12 protein-coding genes and 1 tRNA gene are annotated in these 17,874 nt (G+C 66.7%); 8 read left to right on the top strand and 5 right to left on the bottom strand.

The window, feature by feature from the left end; genetic code table 11:
* Positions 1 to 547 precede the first annotated feature (547 nt).
* The 3 genes from GobsT_RS32710 (at position 548) to GobsT_RS32700 (ending at position 2,033) form a co-directional block, all read left to right on the top strand.
* Complete coding sequence (locus GobsT_RS32710) at positions 548 to 1,027, top strand: RICIN domain-containing protein (RefSeq protein WP_010042506.1); 480 nt, start codon at positions 548 to 550, stop codon at positions 1,025 to 1,027.
* Entirely contained in the window at positions 1,003 to 1,884 is an 882-nt protein-coding gene (locus tag GobsT_RS32705) for an alpha/beta fold hydrolase (protein WP_157506791.1), read from the top strand. The genes GobsT_RS32710 and GobsT_RS32705 overlap by 25 nt, the downstream gene beginning before the upstream one ends.
* A gap of 66 nt (positions 1,885 to 1,950) precedes the next feature.
* Positions 1,951 to 2,033, top strand: a tRNA-Leu gene (locus tag GobsT_RS32700).
* A gap of 855 nt (positions 2,034 to 2,888) precedes the next feature.
* Here the strand turns inward: GobsT_RS32700 and GobsT_RS32695 are convergent.
* On the bottom strand, positions 2,889 to 3,884 hold the full coding sequence (locus tag GobsT_RS32695; protein WP_010036248.1) for an IS701 family transposase: 996 nt from the start codon (positions 3,882 to 3,884) through the stop codon (positions 2,889 to 2,891).
* Positions 3,885 to 4,188: 304 nt separating this feature from the next.
* Here GobsT_RS32695 and GobsT_RS32690 point away from each other — a divergent pair, with 304 nt between their 5' ends.
* The gene (locus tag GobsT_RS32690; protein ID WP_010042511.1) at positions 4,189 to 6,624 is read left to right on the top strand and encodes a DUF1592 domain-containing protein; all 2,436 of its coding nucleotides are present in this window, start codon (positions 4,189 to 4,191) and stop codon (positions 6,622 to 6,624) included.
* A 133-nt stretch (positions 6,625 to 6,757) separates the two neighbouring features.
* The gene (locus GobsT_RS32685; protein WP_010042513.1) at positions 6,758 to 8,104 is read left to right on the top strand and encodes a DUF1552 domain-containing protein; all 1,347 of its coding nucleotides are present in this window, start codon (positions 6,758 to 6,760) and stop codon (positions 8,102 to 8,104) included.
* Between the two features lie 198 nt (positions 8,105 to 8,302).
* Here the strand turns inward: GobsT_RS32685 and GobsT_RS32680 are convergent, their stop codons facing one another.
* Complete coding sequence (locus GobsT_RS32680; RefSeq protein WP_010042515.1) at positions 8,303 to 9,436, bottom strand: prenyltransferase/squalene oxidase repeat-containing protein; 1,134 nt, start codon at positions 9,434 to 9,436, stop codon at positions 8,303 to 8,305.
* A gap of 738 nt (positions 9,437 to 10,174) precedes the next feature.
* On the opposite strand from GobsT_RS32680, the gene epsC reads away from it, so the two are divergent.
* Entirely contained in the window at positions 10,175 to 11,122 is a 948-nt protein-coding gene (epsC, locus tag GobsT_RS32675) for a serine O-acetyltransferase EpsC (protein WP_010042516.1), read from the top strand.
* A gap of 54 nt (positions 11,123 to 11,176) precedes the next feature.
* Complete coding sequence (locus tag GobsT_RS32670; protein ID WP_010042517.1) at positions 11,177 to 11,428, top strand: hypothetical protein; 252 nt, start codon at positions 11,177 to 11,179, stop codon at positions 11,426 to 11,428.
* 19 nt (positions 11,429 to 11,447) lie between these two features.
* Here the strand turns inward: GobsT_RS32670 and GobsT_RS32665 are convergent, their stop codons facing one another.
* The 3 genes from GobsT_RS32665 to GobsT_RS32650 all read right to left on the bottom strand — a co-directional run bounded on the left by GobsT_RS32665 (position 11,448) and on the right by GobsT_RS32650 (position 13,603).
* Complete coding sequence (locus tag GobsT_RS32665; protein WP_010042518.1) at positions 11,448 to 11,933, bottom strand: Fur family transcriptional regulator; 486 nt, start codon at positions 11,931 to 11,933, stop codon at positions 11,448 to 11,450.
* Positions 11,934 to 12,074: 141 nt separating this feature from the next.
* The gene (locus GobsT_RS40870; RefSeq protein WP_162542110.1) at positions 12,075 to 12,203 is read right to left on the bottom strand and encodes a flagellar biosynthesis anti-sigma factor FlgM; all 129 of its coding nucleotides are present in this window, start codon (positions 12,201 to 12,203) and stop codon (positions 12,075 to 12,077) included.
* Positions 12,204 to 12,919: 716 nt separating this feature from the next.
* Positions 12,920 to 13,603 carry an endonuclease V gene (locus GobsT_RS32650; RefSeq protein WP_010042521.1) on the bottom strand — a complete coding sequence of 228 codons (684 nt, stop codon included), beginning with the start codon at positions 13,601 to 13,603 and terminating at the stop codon, positions 12,920 to 12,922.
* A 296-nt stretch (positions 13,604 to 13,899) separates the two neighbouring features.
* Between GobsT_RS32650 and GobsT_RS32645 the strand changes: the two genes are divergently transcribed.
* Positions 13,900 to 17,847: a non-ribosomal peptide synthetase gene (locus GobsT_RS32645; RefSeq protein ID WP_162542111.1), complete on the top strand. Its 3,948-nt coding sequence runs from the start codon at positions 13,900 to 13,902 to the stop codon at positions 17,845 to 17,847.
* The last annotated feature ends 27 nt before the right edge of the window (positions 17,848 to 17,874 follow it).

Raw genomic sequence — 17,874 nt, 5'->3', positions numbered from 1 at the left:
GGCGCGAGCGGGGCATCGTCTCGGCCACCCGTCGGGGCGGCTTGGCGCACGCCCGCTCGTCGGCACCTCAGCCGCGCCAACGGGCGCGCCCCGGTGCCGTTCGTCTGGGCCACGCCCTTCGTCGTGCCCCGCGCGATCCGCTCCTCGATCCTTACCACGCCCCGCTCGCCCGTTCCTTGTGCACGGTGGCGTAGTTGATCTCCTCGGGGAAGTGTACCTCGGGCACGGACGCGAAGTCACACGCCTTCAGAACAGCTCTTCGTCTTCGGTTTCCTTTTGTGCCCTTTGTGCTTTTTTGCGGCCATTTCTCTTCTGCTCTCGTTCTGCTTGTGTCTTGGTGCCCTTTGTGCTTTTTTGTGGCCAACCCTCTTCACACTCTTAATTCAGTGACGTTTCGGTGAAACTCGCCCGGGCCGCTTCCCGGCGCGTTGACCGCTCTTCCGCGGATGTCCTACAATCACCACCGCCCGGGTCGACGCTGCACGTCTTACTTTCGGCCCGGCGCGTTCGCTCTCGCACTTCGGACACGCTGACAAGGAGAACTCACATGTTGCGTTCGCTCTGTGCCCTCACGGCCTGCGGTCTGCTCGCGGTTCCCGCCCTGGCCGCGGATGAAAAGGTCCGGATCGTGAACGTCGAAACGGGCAAGGTGCTCGCGGTCGTCGACGACTCCGACGAGGCCGGCGCCCGCGCCGCGCTCGCCAAGACCGATCCGGCCAACAAGGCCCAGCAGTGGGAGATCAAGAAGGACGGGAAGTCCTTCTCGCTGGTGAACGTGAAGAGCGGCAAGGCGCTCGACGTGTTCGAGGCGTCGAAGGACGAGGGCGTGCAGATCATCGTCTGGGACGCGAAGGACGAGGACGCCGACAACCAGCGCTGGACGTGGGAGGAGAAGGACGCGGAGCGCCGCATCACGAGCAAATTGAGCGAGCTGGTGCTGGACGTGGACGACGAGGGTCGCATCATTCAGAAGAAAGCCGACGCGAAGGCGAAGAAGCAGTTGTGGAAGATCGAACCGGTGAAGTGACGGCCCGCCCCGACGTGACCGACGCCGGGTGCCGCGACGCGGTGGGGGCGCTGGCGCACGAGGGCGCCCACGCGGTGCTCGACACGGGCCGTTACCTCCTGCGGTTGACCGTCTGGGGGAGCGGCCCGCCGCTCGTGATCCTGCACGGGCTGTCGGACGCGGTGCGCGGGTTCGCGATGGTGATGCACCAACTCGCCCCGCACTTCACCTGCGTGGCTTACGAGCTGCCCAACGGCCTCGACGACGGCGCGCGGCTCGGCGCGTACCGGCACCGCGACCTCACCTCCGACCTTTACGCTCTGCTCGATCACCTGAAGTTGGGGCGCGTGGCGCTGCTCGGGTCGTCGTTCGGCACGACGGTCGCGTTGCGCGCGCTGGCCGAGCGCCCCGAGCGGTTCACGAAGTGTGTGCTGAAGGGCGGGTTCGCGTTTCGCCCGCTGCGGTGGTACGAGCGGTTCGGGGCGCGTCAGGGCCGCTACTGGGACGGGCGGCTGTGCGAACTCCCGTTCCGCGAGTTCGCGATGCGGCGCGCCTGCCCCGCGACCTGGGGCGGGTGTTCGCCGCTGGCACGCGCGCTGTTCCTGGACTGCAACGGCCGGACCCCGATCCGCGCCGCGGCCCGGCGGGCGGTGGCACTCGATTCGCTCGACCTGCGCCCGCTGCTGCCTACAATCGCCGCCCCCGTGCTCCTGATCGGCGGTGACCGGGACCGGATCGTACCGTGGGGCTGCGAGGCGGTTCTTGCACGCGGATTGCGGGACGTGCGCCGGGTGGAGTTTCAAGATTGCGGCCACTACCCACAGTACACGCACCCCGGGGCCACGGCCGCCGCGGTGCGGGCATTTCTGGCCGAATGAAGAGATTCACACCGCCCTCTTGAAAACGGTCCCTAACCCGCAATAATTCCTCAAGAGCAGTTCCCCGCGGGAGTGGCGGAATGGCAGACGCACCAGCTTGAGGGGCTGGCGGGAGCAATCCTGTGCAGGTTCAAGTCCTGTCTCCCGCACTGAATCGCTAAACGGCCCGGGGAAATCCCCGGGCCGTTTGTTTTTGATCGCGTCACTTTCGTTCACTCGTTCCCAACACTGTTGCCCGCGTTGGTTTGCAGCACGCAATGTCGCCTGCGCACCGCTCCGACCCGTCGCTGACATCAGCCGTTTACCCGCTCTCGCTACGGGGCTCGTGTGTGGTTCTGTCTGGAGTGCGGCCTGCGCGTGTGCGCTACCGAACGATCATGGTGGGCACAGCGGATTTGATTCGCGGTTCGGTTGAAGAGAGGCCGGCTACAGAACACGGAGTGGATACAAACCAACCGCGTTCGGTATCAGGTGCGCAGCACCACTCGCGGAGCGAGCAGGCCACACTCAACGGCCAGAACCATACGAACCCCGGAACGAGAGCACGTCGCTGTAACCGGGGGTACAGCGACGCACTGCCAGTACCCGACGGGGCACGGACTGGACATTCGCTACCGCCCGACTGGTAATTTGCTGACGGTTCGCGGTGCAGTCGCTACCCACGAATCCTCGCCTGGAACTCGGCTAAGGTGCCCGATCGGAGCCGGACGCCGGAATCGGACGCGGTCGGTTGATGTGATGTAAGTTTCAACTGTGTAGGGTTTTGCGATCGGTTGTTTTGCGCGTGTGAGTTCGCCGTGCGGGTCGAAACCCGGTGCCGGTTGCTCGGTTGAGCGTGGTACGAGGGGAAAAAGAGGTGGGAAATGCCGATGTGACGACTGCAGTTCGGTAGGTGTGGAGGGATCTTTCCCGCTTCCGCCTGGTATCCGCAACGCACCAACCGCCTCGGGTGGCCTTCAGCGGCGGATAACAAAGTGTGGGTGCCACAAGTTGTCAGTTAGGACTTACGTAGTTGACTTTTGGGTAAGTAGGTATGTAGGTGCGGCGAGGTAGGTTCGCACCGCTTCGCGCACGATGGCCGTCTTGGCCGCGAACCAACTGACGCCGGACTTGAGCCGGTGCCACTCGAGCCGCAGGAACGCGCGGATCGCGAGCCCGATGTGGACCGCTTGGGCCCGGCTCATGCGCACCTGGCACCGGTCCACGTGGCAATGCTGCTTGAGGCCCCGGTGATACTCCTCGATGCCCCACGCGTGCCCGGCCAGAACCGCACGAGTGGCCTCGTCCATGTCGAGGTCGTTGGTGATCCAATGCTCCGTGCCCCCATCACCGGTGGCGATCCGGAACGCCTTCACCAATCCGAACCCCTCCAGGTGCACCACCGTACCGGCGGCCCCGATCGGGCACCCCTCGATGGCCCGATTGCCCGTGCGATCCGGGTTCACCCGCCGGTTGCTCCGCACCCGGGTCAGGAAGTGCCACCCCAGGGCCCGCACCGCCTTCCGGTTGTCCTTGCCCGAGTACCAGGTGTCGAACAGTACCACCCGGGGCGACAGGTCCCGTCCCTTGGCGACCGCCAGCATGGCTCGGAAGTGGTCGTTCTTGGTCTCGGCTCGGGCCGGGTCGGCGAGCCGGTAATCACACGGTACCAGGGCGGCCCCGTCGGTCCACAGCAGGGTCACCAGCCCGATCCCGCTCACCACCCGGCGGTGCCGCCCGGACCAGCACCGGCGCACCAGCCCCATGTGCCGGGCGAACGGCTTGTCCAGCACCGAGTCGTCGAGCACCACGGCACCGCCCGGGCGGACCGACGACCGGGCTTCGTCCCACAACGCCGCTGGGTCCGGTTCCAGCCGGTGCAGCAGTCGGGTGAACGCATCATGCGCGGGCGCCGTCGGATGGTCCGGTTGGGCTCGCGCGGCTTCCGCGGCCGACGCCACCTTGGGGGTGGCGATCAGGAATTGGATGTAGTCCTCGGCGCTCGCACGTGGTGCGTTCATGGCCCGATCATAGACCAACAACACACCATGCGCAAATCCTGCGCCAGCGCAACTGCGTAAGTCCTAGTCAGTGAACCCGAAGTGGCCGAATTTGCGACACGCGGTTGCGGTCGCGAGATGTGCACTGGTGATGGGCCTCGAAATTACGCGGGCCGGCGAATCGAGCCGATGCGAACGGCGGACCTTCTCGTTGAGTTTTTGAACCGGCTTCGCTAGAATCCGATTCAAAGAACCCGCCGGCCGGTACTGCTCTCGAATATTCGCTCGCACACCGCCTGAACGCCTTTCTGACCGGGAGACCTCGATGGTGCTGCGCCCCGTTCTTCTCGCGCTGCTCGGTACCGCGACCGCGGGCAGTCTCGCCGCCGGGTTGCTCCTCGCGCGCGGCGAACAGGCGAGCGCTACCGCCCGCGACGCCCTCCCGGTGCGCGAACCGGTCAACCTTGATGGTTTCGCCGGGGCCGAAGCGTTCGTCCGCGCCGCGCCGCCGGCCCAGCCCGAAGACCCCGCGTTCAAGGACAAAGTTCTCCCGTTCCTCCAGAAGTATTGCGTCGACTGCCACAAGGGCGAGAAGGCCAAGGGCGGTCTGGCGCTCGACGGCTACGTGTCCGAGGCCGCCGCACGCAAGGACCGCAAGAACTGGAGCGCGATCCAGCACACCATCTCCTCCGGCGAGATGCCGCCGAAGGCGTCGAAGAAGCCCCAGCCGACGAAAGACGAGAAAGAGTTCGTCGTCGAGTGGATCGCGTCCTCGCTCACGCGGGTCAACTGCTCGCCGGACGTGCCCAAGGACCCGGGCCGGGTCACCATCCGGCGGCTGAACCGCGCCGAGTACAACAACACGATCCGCGACCTGTGCGGCGTGGACTTCAAGCCGGCCGAGGAGTTCCCGTCCGACGATGTTGGGTACGGGTTCGATAACATCGGCGACGTGCTCTCGTTCCAGCCCATTTTGCTGGAGAAGTACCTCGCGGCGGCCGAGAAGATCCTCGGCACCGCGCTCAACATCCCCGAGCCCCCGAAGAGCGCGAAGCAGACGTACCGCCCGCAGAACATCCTCGCCACCCCGCGCGACGCGAAGTCCAAGGACCCGGGCGTGAAGATCGTCTTCAAGTCGGAGGGGCAGGGGTTCCTGGAGAAGTTCAACTTCTCCGCCGAGGGCGAGTACCTGGTCCGGTTCCGCGGGTGGGGCTCGAACGTCGGCGGCGCCCACCCCAAGGTGACCGTGCGGGTGGGCGGTGAGGACGTGAAGACGTTCACGGTGGACGGCGAACCGGGCAAGGCCAAGACCTACGAAGCGCCGGTAAAGGTCCGGGCCGGCGAGAAGCGCGTCGCGGTCGCCTTCACCAACGGGTTCGAGGACAAGAACGAGAAGAAGGTCCGCGAGTTCGGACTGGAGCTGATCGAGATCGAAGGGCCGTTCAACCCGGTCCCCCCGCCCGATTCGGCGTCCGTGAGGCAGCTCCTGATCGCCCGCCCCGGCGCCGGCGTTGACGCGCGTGCGGCGGCCGAGACGGTGCTGACCAACTTCACACGGCGCGCGTACCGCCGCCCGGTGAAGCCCGACGAGGTGGCGCGGCTGCTGAAGCTGTTCGACCTCGCGACCAAGCAGGGCGAGCCGTTCCACGTCGCGCTCAAGCTCCCGATGAAGGCGGTGCTGGTGTCCCCGCACTTCCTCTACCGCATTGAGGACGACCCCAAGAACGCGAACGACGTCCGCACGCTCAACGACTTCGAGTTCGCCACCCGGTTGAGCTACTTCCTGTGGTCCAGCATGCCCGACGAGGAGCTGTTCCGGCTCGCGGCCAAGGGCGAGCTGCGGAAGCCCGCGACCCTGGAGGCGCAGGTCAAGCGGATGCTGACGGACCCGAAGGCGAAGGCGCTGTCGGAGAACTTCGCGGGGCAGTGGCTCCAGTTGCGGAACCTGAAGACGCTGTCCCCGGACAAGGGCTTCTTCCCGGGCTGGGACGATCAGCTCCGGAACGCGATGGTGGGGGAGGTCGAGGCGTTCTTCGAGTACGTGGTGCGGAACGACCGGCCGGTGCTCGACTTCCTCGACGCGGACTACACGTTCGTGAACGGGCGGCTCGCGGAGCACTACGGCCTCAAGGACGTGAAGGGGGCCGAGTTCCGCAAGGTGACGTTGCCGGACGTCCGCCGCGGCGGCATCATCACGATGGCCAGCACCCTCACCGTGACCTCGAACCCGACCCGCACCAGCCCGGTGAAGCGCGGGAAGTGGATTCTCGAAAACGTGCTCGGCACGCCGCCCCCGCCGGCCGCCCCCGACGTGCCCGAGCTGCCGCCGACCGGTCAACTCAAGGGGACGCTCCGCGAGCAGATGGAGCAGCACCGGGCGAACCCGAGCTGCGCCACCTGCCACGCCAAACTCGACCCGCTCGGGTTCGGGCTGGAAAACTTCGACGGCATCGGCGGCTGGCGCGCCCTGGACAACAAGAAGCCGGTGGACGCGAGCGGCGAACTGCCCGGCGGGCTGAAGTTCAACGGCCCGGCCGAACTGCGCAAGGTGTTGCTGGGCAAGGCGGACCAGTTCCGGACGTGCTTTGCGGAGAAATTGCTTACCTTCGGCCTGGGCCGCGGGTTAGAGTATTACGATAAGTGCGCTCTGGACGAGATCACGAAGGCGTCGAAGGAGAGCGGGGACAAGTTCTCCGCCATGGTGCTAGCGGTCGTGAAGTCCGACCCATTCCAGAAACGGAAGGGCAAACGGAGCGAATAACCTGGTGCCGACCGACGAACTGTGTTGTTAACCCGACCTGCCACCGAGATCGACCTGCCGACCGACGATCGAATCACACCCGAAACCGATCACCTCGCCCGCAAGGGCGGGGGCGCCTCACAGCGAGCTGCCAATGCCGAAGTCCATTTCCCGCCGGACCGCACTCAAGGGCCTGGGAACGGCCATTGCGCTGCCGTTCCTCGAATCGTTCGCTTCAGCCGCGCCGGCGTCTTCGGTGGCCGCGGCTGCTCCCAAGCGGCTCGCGTTCGTGTACGTGCCCAACGGCGTGAACATGTCCCAGTGGACGCCGTCCGCGACCGGCGCGCTGTCGGAACTGACCGGCATCCTAGAGCCGCTCAACGCGCATAAAGAGTACGTGAACGTGATCTCGGGCCTGGCGCTCGACAAGGCCCGGGCCAACGGCGACGGCCCCGGGGATCACGCGCGGGCGATGTCCGCGTTCCTCACCGGCCGCCAGCCCCGCAAGACCCACGGCGCGGACATCCGGGCCGGCATGTCGGCCGACCAGCACGTCGCGAGCGTGATCGGCGACCAGACCCGGTTCCCGTCGCTGGAACTGGGCATCGAGCGGGGCCAGCAGGCCGGCAACTGCGACTCCGGTTACTCCTGCGCGTACTCCTCGAACCTGTCGTGGCGCGGCGAATCGACGCCCAACGCCAAGGAGTGCGACCCCAAGGCCGTGTTCGAGCGGCTGTTCAGCGGCAACGACCCAAAGGAGCTTGCTGAGGCGCGGGCCAAGCGCGAGCTGTACAACAAGAGCGTCCTCGACTTCGTGATGGAAGACGCCAAGGGGCTGAACGCGACGCTCGGCTCCGGCGACCAGAAGAAACTCGACGAGTACCTCAGCAGCGTCCGCGAGGTCGAACTCCAGATCCAGAAGGCGCGCGAGGCGAACAAGAAGCCGGTCGCGAAGCCGGACATGGCGGCCCCGACCGGCATCCCGAAGGAGGTCCAGGACCACATGCGGCTGATGGCCGACCTGATGGTGCTGGCCTTCCAGACGGACCTCACCCGGGTGGCCACGCTGCCGTTCGCCAACGACGGGAGCAACCGCCCGTACAAGATGATCGACGTGCCGGAAGGGCACCACGACCTGTCGCACCACGGCCGCGACCCGAAGAAGCTGGAGAAGATCGCGAAGATCAACGCGTTCCACATGCAGCAGTTCGCGTACCTCGTCGGCAAGATGAAGGCCGTGAAGGAGCCGAACGGCAGTTGCCTGCTGGACAACGTGATGCTGGTGTACGGCAGCGGGATCGGCGACGGGGACCGGCACAACCACGACGACCTGCCGATCCTGCTCGCGGGCAAGGGCGGCGGTACGATCACCGGCGGGCGGCACATCGTGTTCCCGAAACGCTCCGATGTCCCGCTAACGAACCTGTACTTGGCGCTGTTCGAGCGGATGGGGGCGCCCGCCAAGGCGTTCGGCGACAGCACCGGCGTTCTGAAGATCTGACGCGCCGAAGCCAGTAGCCGCAGCCGATACTGTGGCGGGCGGGGGAGGGGATTTGTCCCTCACCCGCCTCCGTTCCCAGGACGAGAGGACGACGGCCGAGTCACGAACCCCGACCGCAGCGAACCAGTCGGCCGCTTCCAACCGTTCTAATGTCGCCACGGTGCGGGGGGCATGATCGGCATACCTCCTTCAGGGCGGTTATTTCTTCTTGCAGTAGCTCAGCGCCATCAGGGCGTAGCCCGTGACGAGGTTCTTGTCGCCTTCCATCCAGCGATCGTTCTTGTTCACGAAGCTGCCGTCGACCTCCTGGCGCTTCGTGATGGCGGCGAGCAGGTCGGCGCGCCAGTCGTGCTTTACGCCCTTTGTGTCGGTGAACTCGTCGACCCCCAACGCGTCCATCGTTTTGGCGAAGGTGTGGTAGTAATAGTACAGCCCGCGCTGGCTGTTCTCCTCGGGCATGCCGGGGTTGCTGTCGAGGGTGTAGTTCTTGCCGATCCACTCCAGCGCTTTCTGTACCCGTTTGTCGTCCTTCGACAGCCCGCAGTAGATCATGCTCTTTACGCCCGCGTAGGTCATGCTGCCGTAGCCGCCGGTGTCGCCCTTCGTGTCGTCGCTGCGGCGGTTCTCGCCGCCGTTGGCGCCGGTGTAGATGAAACTCCCGTCGTTGGCCTTCGCGGCCCACGGCGCCTTGTTGAACTCGCTCTCCAGGTTCTGGCACTTGCTTACAAACACCAGCGCCTTCTTAAACGCGGGGTCGTCCTTCGGCACGCCGGCGGTCTTGAGGGCTTCGAGGAAGAACGCGGTGTTGGACAGGTCGGGGCGGGACTTGTCGCCGGCGTACCCGGCGCCGCCGTAGTAGTCGCTGTCGTCCTTCTTCCCGCGGTTCTCGTCCCACTGGTACTCTTTGAGGTACTTGGCCGCGTTGCCGATCACGCCCTTGTACTTGTCGGCCTTATTGGCGGCGCTGAGCGCCTGGATATTGATGCTGGTGGTGTAGTTGATGAGCCCGGCCTTCGAGTCGTTCCCGGCGATGTGCCCGGCCTTCTCGTTCACGAGGCCCTCAATGAACTTGATGCCCTTCGCGACGGGTTCCTCATCCGCCCCGGTGCCGGTGCGGATCAGCCCCGTCACCACGATCCCGGTGACGCCGCGGTTCTGCGGCTCGGCGGACCAACTCCCGTTCTCGTTCTGCGACTTCTTGAGGTACGCGGCGGCCTTCTCGACGGTCGCCTTCAGTGTGTCATCTTTCGGCTGAGCGCGCGAGGACGAAGGGACCAGTGCCGTCGCTGCCGTGAGCACCAAGGCGGGCAAGAGCAAACGCAGTTTGAGCATCAGGAGAACTCCACAGATAGGGAACGTGGTGTCATGCTACGGAGCAAAACAGAGTCCGAAGTGAAAACGCGACGACGCGCGAAGCAGGGGCACCGGCGATGCCGAATCCGGTAGTTTTAAACGTGCTGGCTGTGGCTGATACCTGTCTGTGCGGACGTGACTGTTGTGATCTGTAAGGCTATCTTGCGATTGTCAGCGATGTGCAATGCCGCTCGACATCCGCCGCCCCGAATTGGTTGAAGCGAGAAAAACACGAACCGCCCGGGTACTGGTCGCCTCTCCCCTCGACCAGATACCCGAGCGGTTGTATTAAGCGAGAACCTTCTTTCCTCAACAGTTGGTCGGCCAGCCTCTCCCCTCTGCCCGACTCGCTGTTCAGTTTCAGGTTCGCTACTAAACCTATGGCAGTACGCGTGCCAATGTCGCGAAAGGATGCGTCATGTGCGTGGATTTTTGTCGCAAGTTGATTGTGGATATTGCTTTGTGTCTCGGTTTTTAATGGAATTTTGGCCCCCTTCGAGGTCACCTACCTCTTATGGCTGCTATTGCCACAGGCAGCGAAGATGCTCCACTGCTGCGCCTTGTGACACTTCCGACAAAGTTCGTGGTAATCCACGTGCCGTTCGACCCCTCTGGGCCACTTTCCGTGTCGTTGACGGTCTGTAGCTGCCGACCGTAACATCGGAATAGCGTGTGTGACGCCCGGCGCCGCTTCTCACACGCTCAACGGGAGCACACATGGCCACGGACGTTCGACTCAAGGAAGAGCTGCCCAGCATCACGGACGAACTCGTCGAGACGTACACCGAGTGCAGCCGGCTCAACCACCTCGCGCACGAACCACTGCCGAACCGCGACGCGGTGGCCAACATCGCCGAAGACCTCTTCGAGGTGCTGTACCCCGGTTACGGAAAGCGTCAGAACCTCCACATCGGTAACATCGCGTACTACGTTGGCAGCCTAGTCGACGCGCTGCATGACAAGCTCACCACACAGATCGCACGCGCGCTGCGCCACGAACTGTGCCACGAGAGCCCACACGCGGACTGCGAGAAGATGGCCCAGCCGAAGGCCGTCGAACTGCTCCGCCGGCTGCCCGCGGTGCGCAAAACCCTGGAACAGGACGTGGACGCGGCATACCGCGGCGACCCGGCGGCCCGGAGTCACCACGAGATCATCTTCTGCTATCCCGGGCTCGAGGCCATTACGATTTACCGCGTTGCGCACGAGTTGCATCGACTCGGCGTGCCGTTCATACCGCGGATGATGACGGAGCTTGCCCACGCGAAAACCGGCATCGACATCCACCCGGGCGCGACCATCGGGTCTGGGTTCTTCATCGATCACGGTACCGGCGTCGTCATCGGTGAAACGTGCCACCTCGGCCAGAACGTGAAACTGTACCAGGGCGTGACGCTCGGTGCGCTCAGTTTCACAAAGGACGAAGAAGGCGGACTGCTGCACGGCACCTACAAGCGGCACCCCACGCTCGAAGACAACGTCATCGTGTACGCGAACGCCACAATCCTGGGCGGGCAGACTGTGATCGGCGCGCGCGCGGTGGTCGGATCGAACGTGTGGCTCACGGAGAGCGTCCCGCCGGACACGACTGTGGTGCTGGAGAAGCCTAAGCTGAGGTTGAAGGGCGCGAAGCCGGTGAACGAGCCCCTCACCTATGAGATTTGATGGCAGCGGCGAAGAATCACTCTCGTCCGGTCCCCGATCAATGAGCACCCACGAATGAACCCTTCCGACACCACGCGGCTCGACGATTACCGGTTCCAAATGGGACACGACGCCGGGAACCTAGCGCTGGTGCTCGATTCGCTCACGGACGCGATCACCGCGCTGAACCAGCACTTGGTGTACTACCGGCTCGAACAGGGGCAGAGGCACTCGCCCCCGCCGGACCTCGCGCCACTTCGCGAGGTTCTTGCGGACGCGAAAGGGCTCGTGCAGGAGTCGCTATTGCGTTTGAAAGGCAAAGATTGATTCGCCGTGCCAGGGGCGGCTACATCACGAGTCGGGGCTTGGCGGACCGCGCCGCGTTACACGCGGTACAGATGCCGCGGATCACCAGCGTGTGCCCTTCCGCCCGGAATAGGTGCTCCTGAGCAACCTTCTCCAGAATCGCTTCCAGTTCCGCGCTCTGGAACTCGGTCATCGAGTGGCACGTCTCGCACACGAGGTGATCGTGGGCAGGGTAGCCGTAATCGTGATCGAACACGGTGCGAGCGCCTAACTCGATCCGGCGCAACAGCCCTGCGTCCACCAGCTTCGACAGGGTGCGGTAGACGGTGGCTCGGCTCACCCGCTTGCCCGCGGTCTTCAGATTGTCGATCAGTTGCTCGGCGTCGAAGTGGGAGTGCCGCGCGAACACGTGCGCCAGCAACTCCCGCTGCTGGTCAGTAAACCGCTGCGGCTTGGGGCGGCTGGCGAGGTACTCCCGGAACTTGTCTTCCGGGGTTTGAGAGACCGCGATGGCTGGCAGTGACACGAGGTGCGCTCTCCCTAACTCGAACGGGCGCGAGCAATACTGACACCAATTGTAGTGCGATTCGATCAGAACTTGCGTGAAGACGACGAGAAAGCCGACCCACGCTGGGTCGGCTTTCGGGAGCGGAACCGAGGGCGGGGGTCAGATCCGGCCTTCCGCCCGGCGCAACAGCGCCTCCTCTGCCAGCAGCCACTTTTCTTCTGTGTCGTAGGTGCCGTCGGCAATCTGTTGCCGAACGCGGGCCACCAAATCGTGCCGAATACCGTCCAAGTTCTTCGCCTCCGCGGCCAGCACTATTGGGGCCGGTTCTGCCACGGGCGAACCGCTACGCCGCGTAAACCGGTCTAATGCCGGGGCCGCGGGGGCGGATTGAACGACGGCGACGCGCCAGCGGTGCCAGCCACGTGGTGAAGTCTCACGCATGGGAATAACGTCTCCCTGCCGGCGCGGGTGGACCCGTGCGGCAGTCGGTCGGTGTGCGCAGGCGCCGACGGGGCGGCACCTCACGCACGCGGTTCACCCTCTCCCGGACCGGCGCAACTCGGGTGCCGGAGCCCCCGAACGTCCAGTCCAAACCGGCGGTCGCGGGCCCGAATCCTGGCCCCGCGGTCGTCAGTTTCGGTCCTGCGTAGAGCGGAATCCGCCGCCCACCGGGACACGGTTCACCTGTTCAGTGAGCCGCGTCCCATTCTACGCAGGTGTATCGTCGTTCGCGCGCAACCGCTCGCAGGAAAATGCGCACTGGGTTGCTCGCCTTTGGCCCTCAGGAGTCGTCGCGCGCTCGTTACTCGGGTGGTGCTCAGCGGGGGGCTCACGCGGTCGCCCCGGCCCCCGTTCGCTGTTCACTTTGCCGGAATCAACTCAAGCTCCCGCCGGGGGCCGCGTTCAGGAGGCGGTGATCCGTATCGGTCGCATGGCGGTTGCATCAATGCACGGGTCAACAGGCCCAAAACCGGACACGCGATCCGAAACACCAGGCCCGAACGCTAAACTCCCGCAGCGGTTCGCAGCCGTCCCGCGGCGATGTGCGCCGCGCGGGTCGGAGCCGGGTGCCGATAGCCGCTCAATGTCGCTCGAACCAACTGGGTGGCCGACGCGACATCAATCCGGTGCCCCGGCGACACGAACACCGGTTTCACGCCGGTCGCGGAGCGGACGACAGCACCGACTTCTGCCCCGTCAACGGACAGCGGCGAGGCCTCGCCAGCGGTGCGGCCCGGCTCGGCGTAATCGCCCACCAGCCAGCTCTTCGCGCACCCCACGCACGGCAAGTCTAGCCACAATCCGAGGTGGCAGGCCAGCCCGAACCGGCGCGGGTGCGCGATCCCCTGTCCGTCGAGCATAACTGCATCCGGGGTGTGGCGCAAATTGCCGAACAGTTCCAGCAGGGCCGGCACCTCACGGAACGACAGCAGGCCCGGAACATACGGGAAAGTCACTTCCCGCGACACCGTAAGCTCTTCGACCACCGACAGATCGTTCATCTTCAAGATAACGACCGCCGCGAACAGCCGCGGCTCGGTCAGGTGGTACGCGATGTCGCATCCCGCGATCAAGCTGATCGTACCCGGGGGCGGCGCGGAAACGTCCACGCGCTCGCGGAGCGCGTGCTGGATCGCGACCGCTTCGGCTTCGCTCGCGGGCCAGTCGTGGAGGCGATTGATGAGCATCGTGGTTTACACCGGCTTGAGCTTGGCAATTATTTCGATCGTAACGACGAACTAATGGGTCGGTCGGTTCGTGGCGAAAAGAAACCCCGCGGCGTAGAGTGTGTTAAGAATTGGAACAGATGTAACCGTTTTGCCGGCTCGCCGGGTTGGAACCCGGGCATTTTCCCTCGGTGCGCAGGTTGCGCGGCCGCCGGGCACAGGCCGACGCGACCGGGCGAGCGAACACCGACGAGACGCCGAGCACCGTGATTTCTCCTCATTCTCTCACCGATCCGTGCCCCTCGGCCGGGAGCGGAGTGAATCCGCGACTGCTCAACGACTTCTTTACCCGGGCGGCCCGGTTGTGGCCCGGGAACGTCGCCATTGACGCCCCGCCGTGCCCCGCCCGTTCGGCACGCCGCACGGTCACCTACGCCGAACTCGACCGCCGCTCCGACGCCCTCGCCGCGCGGCTGCGCGAGTTCGTAGCTGGCGAGTGTGTGGTCGCGGTCGCGCTGCCGCGGAACTCAGAACACGTGTACCTCGCGCAGCTCGCCGTGCTCAAGGCCGGGGCGGCGTATGTGTGCCTCGATCCTGCGTTCCCGGACGCCCAACTCGGCATCATCCTCGGTGACGCCCGCCCGGCCGCCGTGCTAACGGACGGCCCGGGACTGGCCCGCGTGCGTCGGCTCACCCCGGCGTGCGCGCTGGACGCGACCGCGGCCGAACACTTCGGCCCCCACACGCCACTCGCGCCGGCCCCCTGGCTCACTACCGAGAGCCTGGCGTACCTGATCTACACGTCCGGCACCACCGGTCGGCCGAAGGGCGTGATGGTCGAGCACCGGGCCATCGCGAACCTGGTGCGCGGCGACCTGGCCACCTTCCCGGCCGCGCCCGGCGACCGGGTCGCCCAAAGCTCCTCGTGCGCCTACGACTCGTCGGTGGAAGAGGTCTGGATGGCGCTGGCGGCCGGGGCCACGCTCGTGGTCATGGACGACGACGCGGCCCGGCTCGGGCCGGACCTCGTTCCGTGGCTGCGGGACGAGGGCGTAACCGTGTTCTGCCCGCCCCCCACGCTCCTCCGGGCAACGGGCTGCGAGCACCCGGGCCGTGATCTGCCGGAGCTGGCTCGCATCCACGTCGGCGGCGAACCGCTGCCGCAGGACATCGCCGACCGGTGGGCGCCCGGGCGCCTGCTGGTGAACGACTACGGCCCCACCGAGTGCGCCGTGGTGGCGCTGCGCGGGGCGGTCGGCGCCGGCGACAACATTCACATCGGGACGCCCGTCCCCGGGATTCGCGCCTGGGTACTGAACGAGCAACTCGAAGAGGTGCCCGACGGCGAAACCGGCGAGCTGTGCCTCGGCGGGGCCGGGCTCGCACGGGGATACCTGAACGACCCCGAGCTGACCGCCCGCAAGTTTCCAGTTCACGCGCGGCTCGGTCGGATCTACCGCACCGGCGACCTTGCCCACCGAACGGCCGATGGCACCTACGTCTGCCACGGCCGCATCGACTCGCAGGTGAAGGTGCGCGGGTACCGGATCGAGCTGGAGGCGATCGAGTCGCGCCTCGCCGCGTGCCCCGGCGTGCGCGCGGCCGCGTGCCGCGTGCAGGGCGAGGGGCCGCAGCAGCAGATCGCGGCGTTCATCGTACCCGCCGACTCCACGAACGTGCCGCCCTTCGACGCACTCAAGGAGGCGCTCCGCGCGCAGCTCCCGGGGTACATGGTTCCGGCCCACTTTGGGCTGCTGTCGGCGCTGCCGGTGTCGGTGAGCGGGAAGCTGAACCGTCGGGCGCTGCCCGAACTCGCGGCCCACGTTCCCGAAGCGCACGAGCGTGTGGTGGAGCCGCGCGACCCGACCGAGCGGCTCATCGCCGACGCCGCCCGGCAGGTGTTGGGACTGACCGAGCGTGTGTCGGTCGATCACGACTTCTTCCACGACCTCGGCGGCGATTCGCTCCGCGCCGCGATGCTGGTTTCCGCCCTCCGCGACGATCCGCTGACCGCCGGGCTGGCGGTGCGCGACCTGTACGAGGCGCGGACGGTCGAAGGGCTGGCCCGGCGCGCCCGGCAGGCCCCGCCTCCGGCGCACGAAGCACCTGCGCCTGCCGCGCCCGCGCCTCGTGCGCACCCGCTGTTCGCCACCGTGGTCCAAACCTTGTGGCTGCTGCTCGGCGTGTTCACGGTCGGGCCGCTGGTGTACCTGCTCGCGTTCCACATCGTCCCCGACGCGACGGAGCGGCTCGGGCTGACGCCGTTTCTGCTCACCGCCCCGCTGCTGTACGCGGCCGGGGTCGCGCTGTACGCGGTCGGTTCGGTGCTCTTCGCGGCGGTCGTGAAGTGGCTGCTGATCGGCCGCTACCGGCCGACCCGCGCGCCGATCTGGGGCAGCTTCTACGTCCGCAACTGGATCGTCCAGCAGACCGCGCGGCTGATCCCGTGGAGCTTCCTCGACGGCACCGTGTTCACCGGCGCCGTGCTGCGGCTGCTCGGCGCGAAGGTCGGCCGCGGGGTTCACATCCACAAGGGCGTGGCGCTCGTTCACGGCGGCTGGGACCTGCTCGAGATCGGCGATAACGTGAGCATCGCCCGCGACGCCACGCTCCGGCTGGTCGACCTCGAAGACGGGCAGATCGTGGTCGGCCCGGTCGCGATCGGGAGCGGCGCGACGCTGGACATTCGGTCGGGTATGGCTCCCGACACGCGCCTCGGCGAAAACGCCTACCTGACGGCACAAGCGTACCTGGTGCCCGGCGCCGCGGTGCCGGCGGGCGAAACGTGGTCGGGCGTTCCGGCGGCTCCGGCCGGGCGCGCGCCCGCCGCGCCGCCGCTCCCGGCCGGGGCGCGGGGGCTGCCGCCGGTCGCCCACGGGTTGCTGCTGTGTGGCGCGAAGCTCGCGCTGGCCGCGTTCACGTTGCTCCCGCTGGCCCTGGCCGCCGTGCTGTACTCGTGGGCCGCCGGGATCGACACCTCCGCCGCGACCGGGTGGTTCCTCCACCCCACCCTCGGACCCGATGAACTGCTCGTCGGCGTCGCTCTGTCGGTGCTGTCCGTCCCGGTGCTGCTGGTGTCGCGCTGCGTCTCGATGCGCGCGATGGGCGCGATCCCGGAGGGCGTGGTGAGCCGGTGGGGCGTCACCTACGCCCGCGTGCTGCTCAAGCGCGACACCCTCGACTGGGCGAACGACTGGCTCAACGGCACGCTCCTGTGGCGCGCGTGGCTCCGCGGCGCGGGCATGAAGATCGGGCGCGACACCGAGGTCAGCACGATCTTCGATACCGTGCCGGAGTTGGTGGAACTCGGGCCGGGCACCTTCTTCGCCGACGGCATCTACCTCGGCGCCCCGCACGTCCACCGCGGGACCGTGACGCTCGCGCGCACGACGCTCGGGTCCGGCGTGTTCCTCGGGAACTACGCGGTCGTACCGGCCGGGCAGCACGTTCCGGACGGCGTGCTGCTCGGCGTGTGTACGGTCGCCGACGATCGCGTCATGACCACAGGCACGTCGTGGTTCGGGGTGCCGCCGTTCGAGCTGCCCCGGCGCGAGATCGTCGAGGCCGACGCCGGGCTGACGCACCGGCCGTCGCGCGTCCGGTACGTGAACCGCGTGTTCTGGGAGCTGCTGCGGTTCGCCCTCCCGGTGGCGCCGCTCCTGCTGGTGGTGACGTGGTTCGCGGCGCTCGAGGCGGCGCAGCCGCACGTGTCGCTGGAAACGCTGATGTTCGTGGTGGTCCCGGCGCTCGATCTGGCGTTCCTGGTCGCGCTGCCGCTGTTCGGGCTGGCGCTCAAATGGGCGCTGCTGGGGCGGGTGCGCCCGGCCACGCGCGGGCTGTGGTCGTGCTGGTGCAGCCGGTGGGACTTCAACTACATCGCCTGGCACTACCTCGCGCTGGCCCCGATGCAGGCGCTCGAGGGCACGATCCTGCTCAACTACTACCTGCGGGCGCTGGGTGCGAAGGTCGGCCGGGGCGTCGTGATCGGGGACGTGTTCGCCTGCGTGGTCGATCCCGACATGCTGGAGATGCGGGACGGGGCGACCGTGAGCTGCCTGTTCCAGGCGCACACGTTCGAGGACCGGGTGCTGAAGATGGACCGCGTGGTGATCGGGGCGGGGGCCTCCGTGGGCGTCGGTGCGGTGCTCTTGTACGGGTGCCATGTCGGTGCGGGCGCCCGGGTCGCGGGGCACAGCGTGGTGATGAAACGTGAGCGACTGCTGCCGAACCGCGCCTACGCCGGGTGCCCGACCGTCGTGGGCTGACGGCACCGGTTCCGTGAAGGCAACCCA

This window comes from Gemmata obscuriglobus, from assembly GCF_008065095.1.
GTDB lineage: Bacteria > Planctomycetota > Planctomycetia > Gemmatales > Gemmataceae > Gemmata > Gemmata obscuriglobus.
The sequence above is the reverse complement of the archived record's forward strand: the minus strand, read 5'-3'. Positions and strand labels throughout refer to the sequence as shown.

What these genes read in the sequence shown, in the direction of transcription:
- GobsT_RS32685 (WP_010042513.1), top strand. Translation starts at nt 6,758, where the DNA reads ATGCCGAAGTCCATTTCCCGCCGGACCGCACTCAAGGGCCTGGGAACG.
- GobsT_RS32680 (WP_010042515.1), bottom strand. Translation starts at nt 9,436, where the DNA reads ATGCTCAAACTGCGTTTGCTCTTGCCCGCCTTGGTGCTCACGGCAGCG.
- GobsT_RS32695 (WP_010036248.1), bottom strand. Translation starts at nt 3,884, where the DNA reads ATGAACGCACCACGTGCGAGCGCCGAGGACTACATCCAATTCCTGATC.
- GobsT_RS32690 (WP_010042511.1), top strand. Translation starts at nt 4,189, where the DNA reads ATGGTGCTGCGCCCCGTTCTTCTCGCGCTGCTCGGTACCGCGACCGCG.
- epsC (WP_010042516.1), top strand. Translation starts at nt 10,175, where the DNA reads ATGGCCACGGACGTTCGACTCAAGGAAGAGCTGCCCAGCATCACGGAC.
- GobsT_RS32710 (WP_010042506.1), top strand. Translation starts at nt 548, where the DNA reads ATGTTGCGTTCGCTCTGTGCCCTCACGGCCTGCGGTCTGCTCGCGGTT.
- GobsT_RS32650 (WP_010042521.1), bottom strand. Translation starts at nt 13,603, where the DNA reads ATGCTCATCAATCGCCTCCACGACTGGCCCGCGAGCGAAGCCGAAGCG.
- GobsT_RS32670 (WP_010042517.1), top strand. Translation starts at nt 11,177, where the DNA reads ATGAACCCTTCCGACACCACGCGGCTCGACGATTACCGGTTCCAAATG.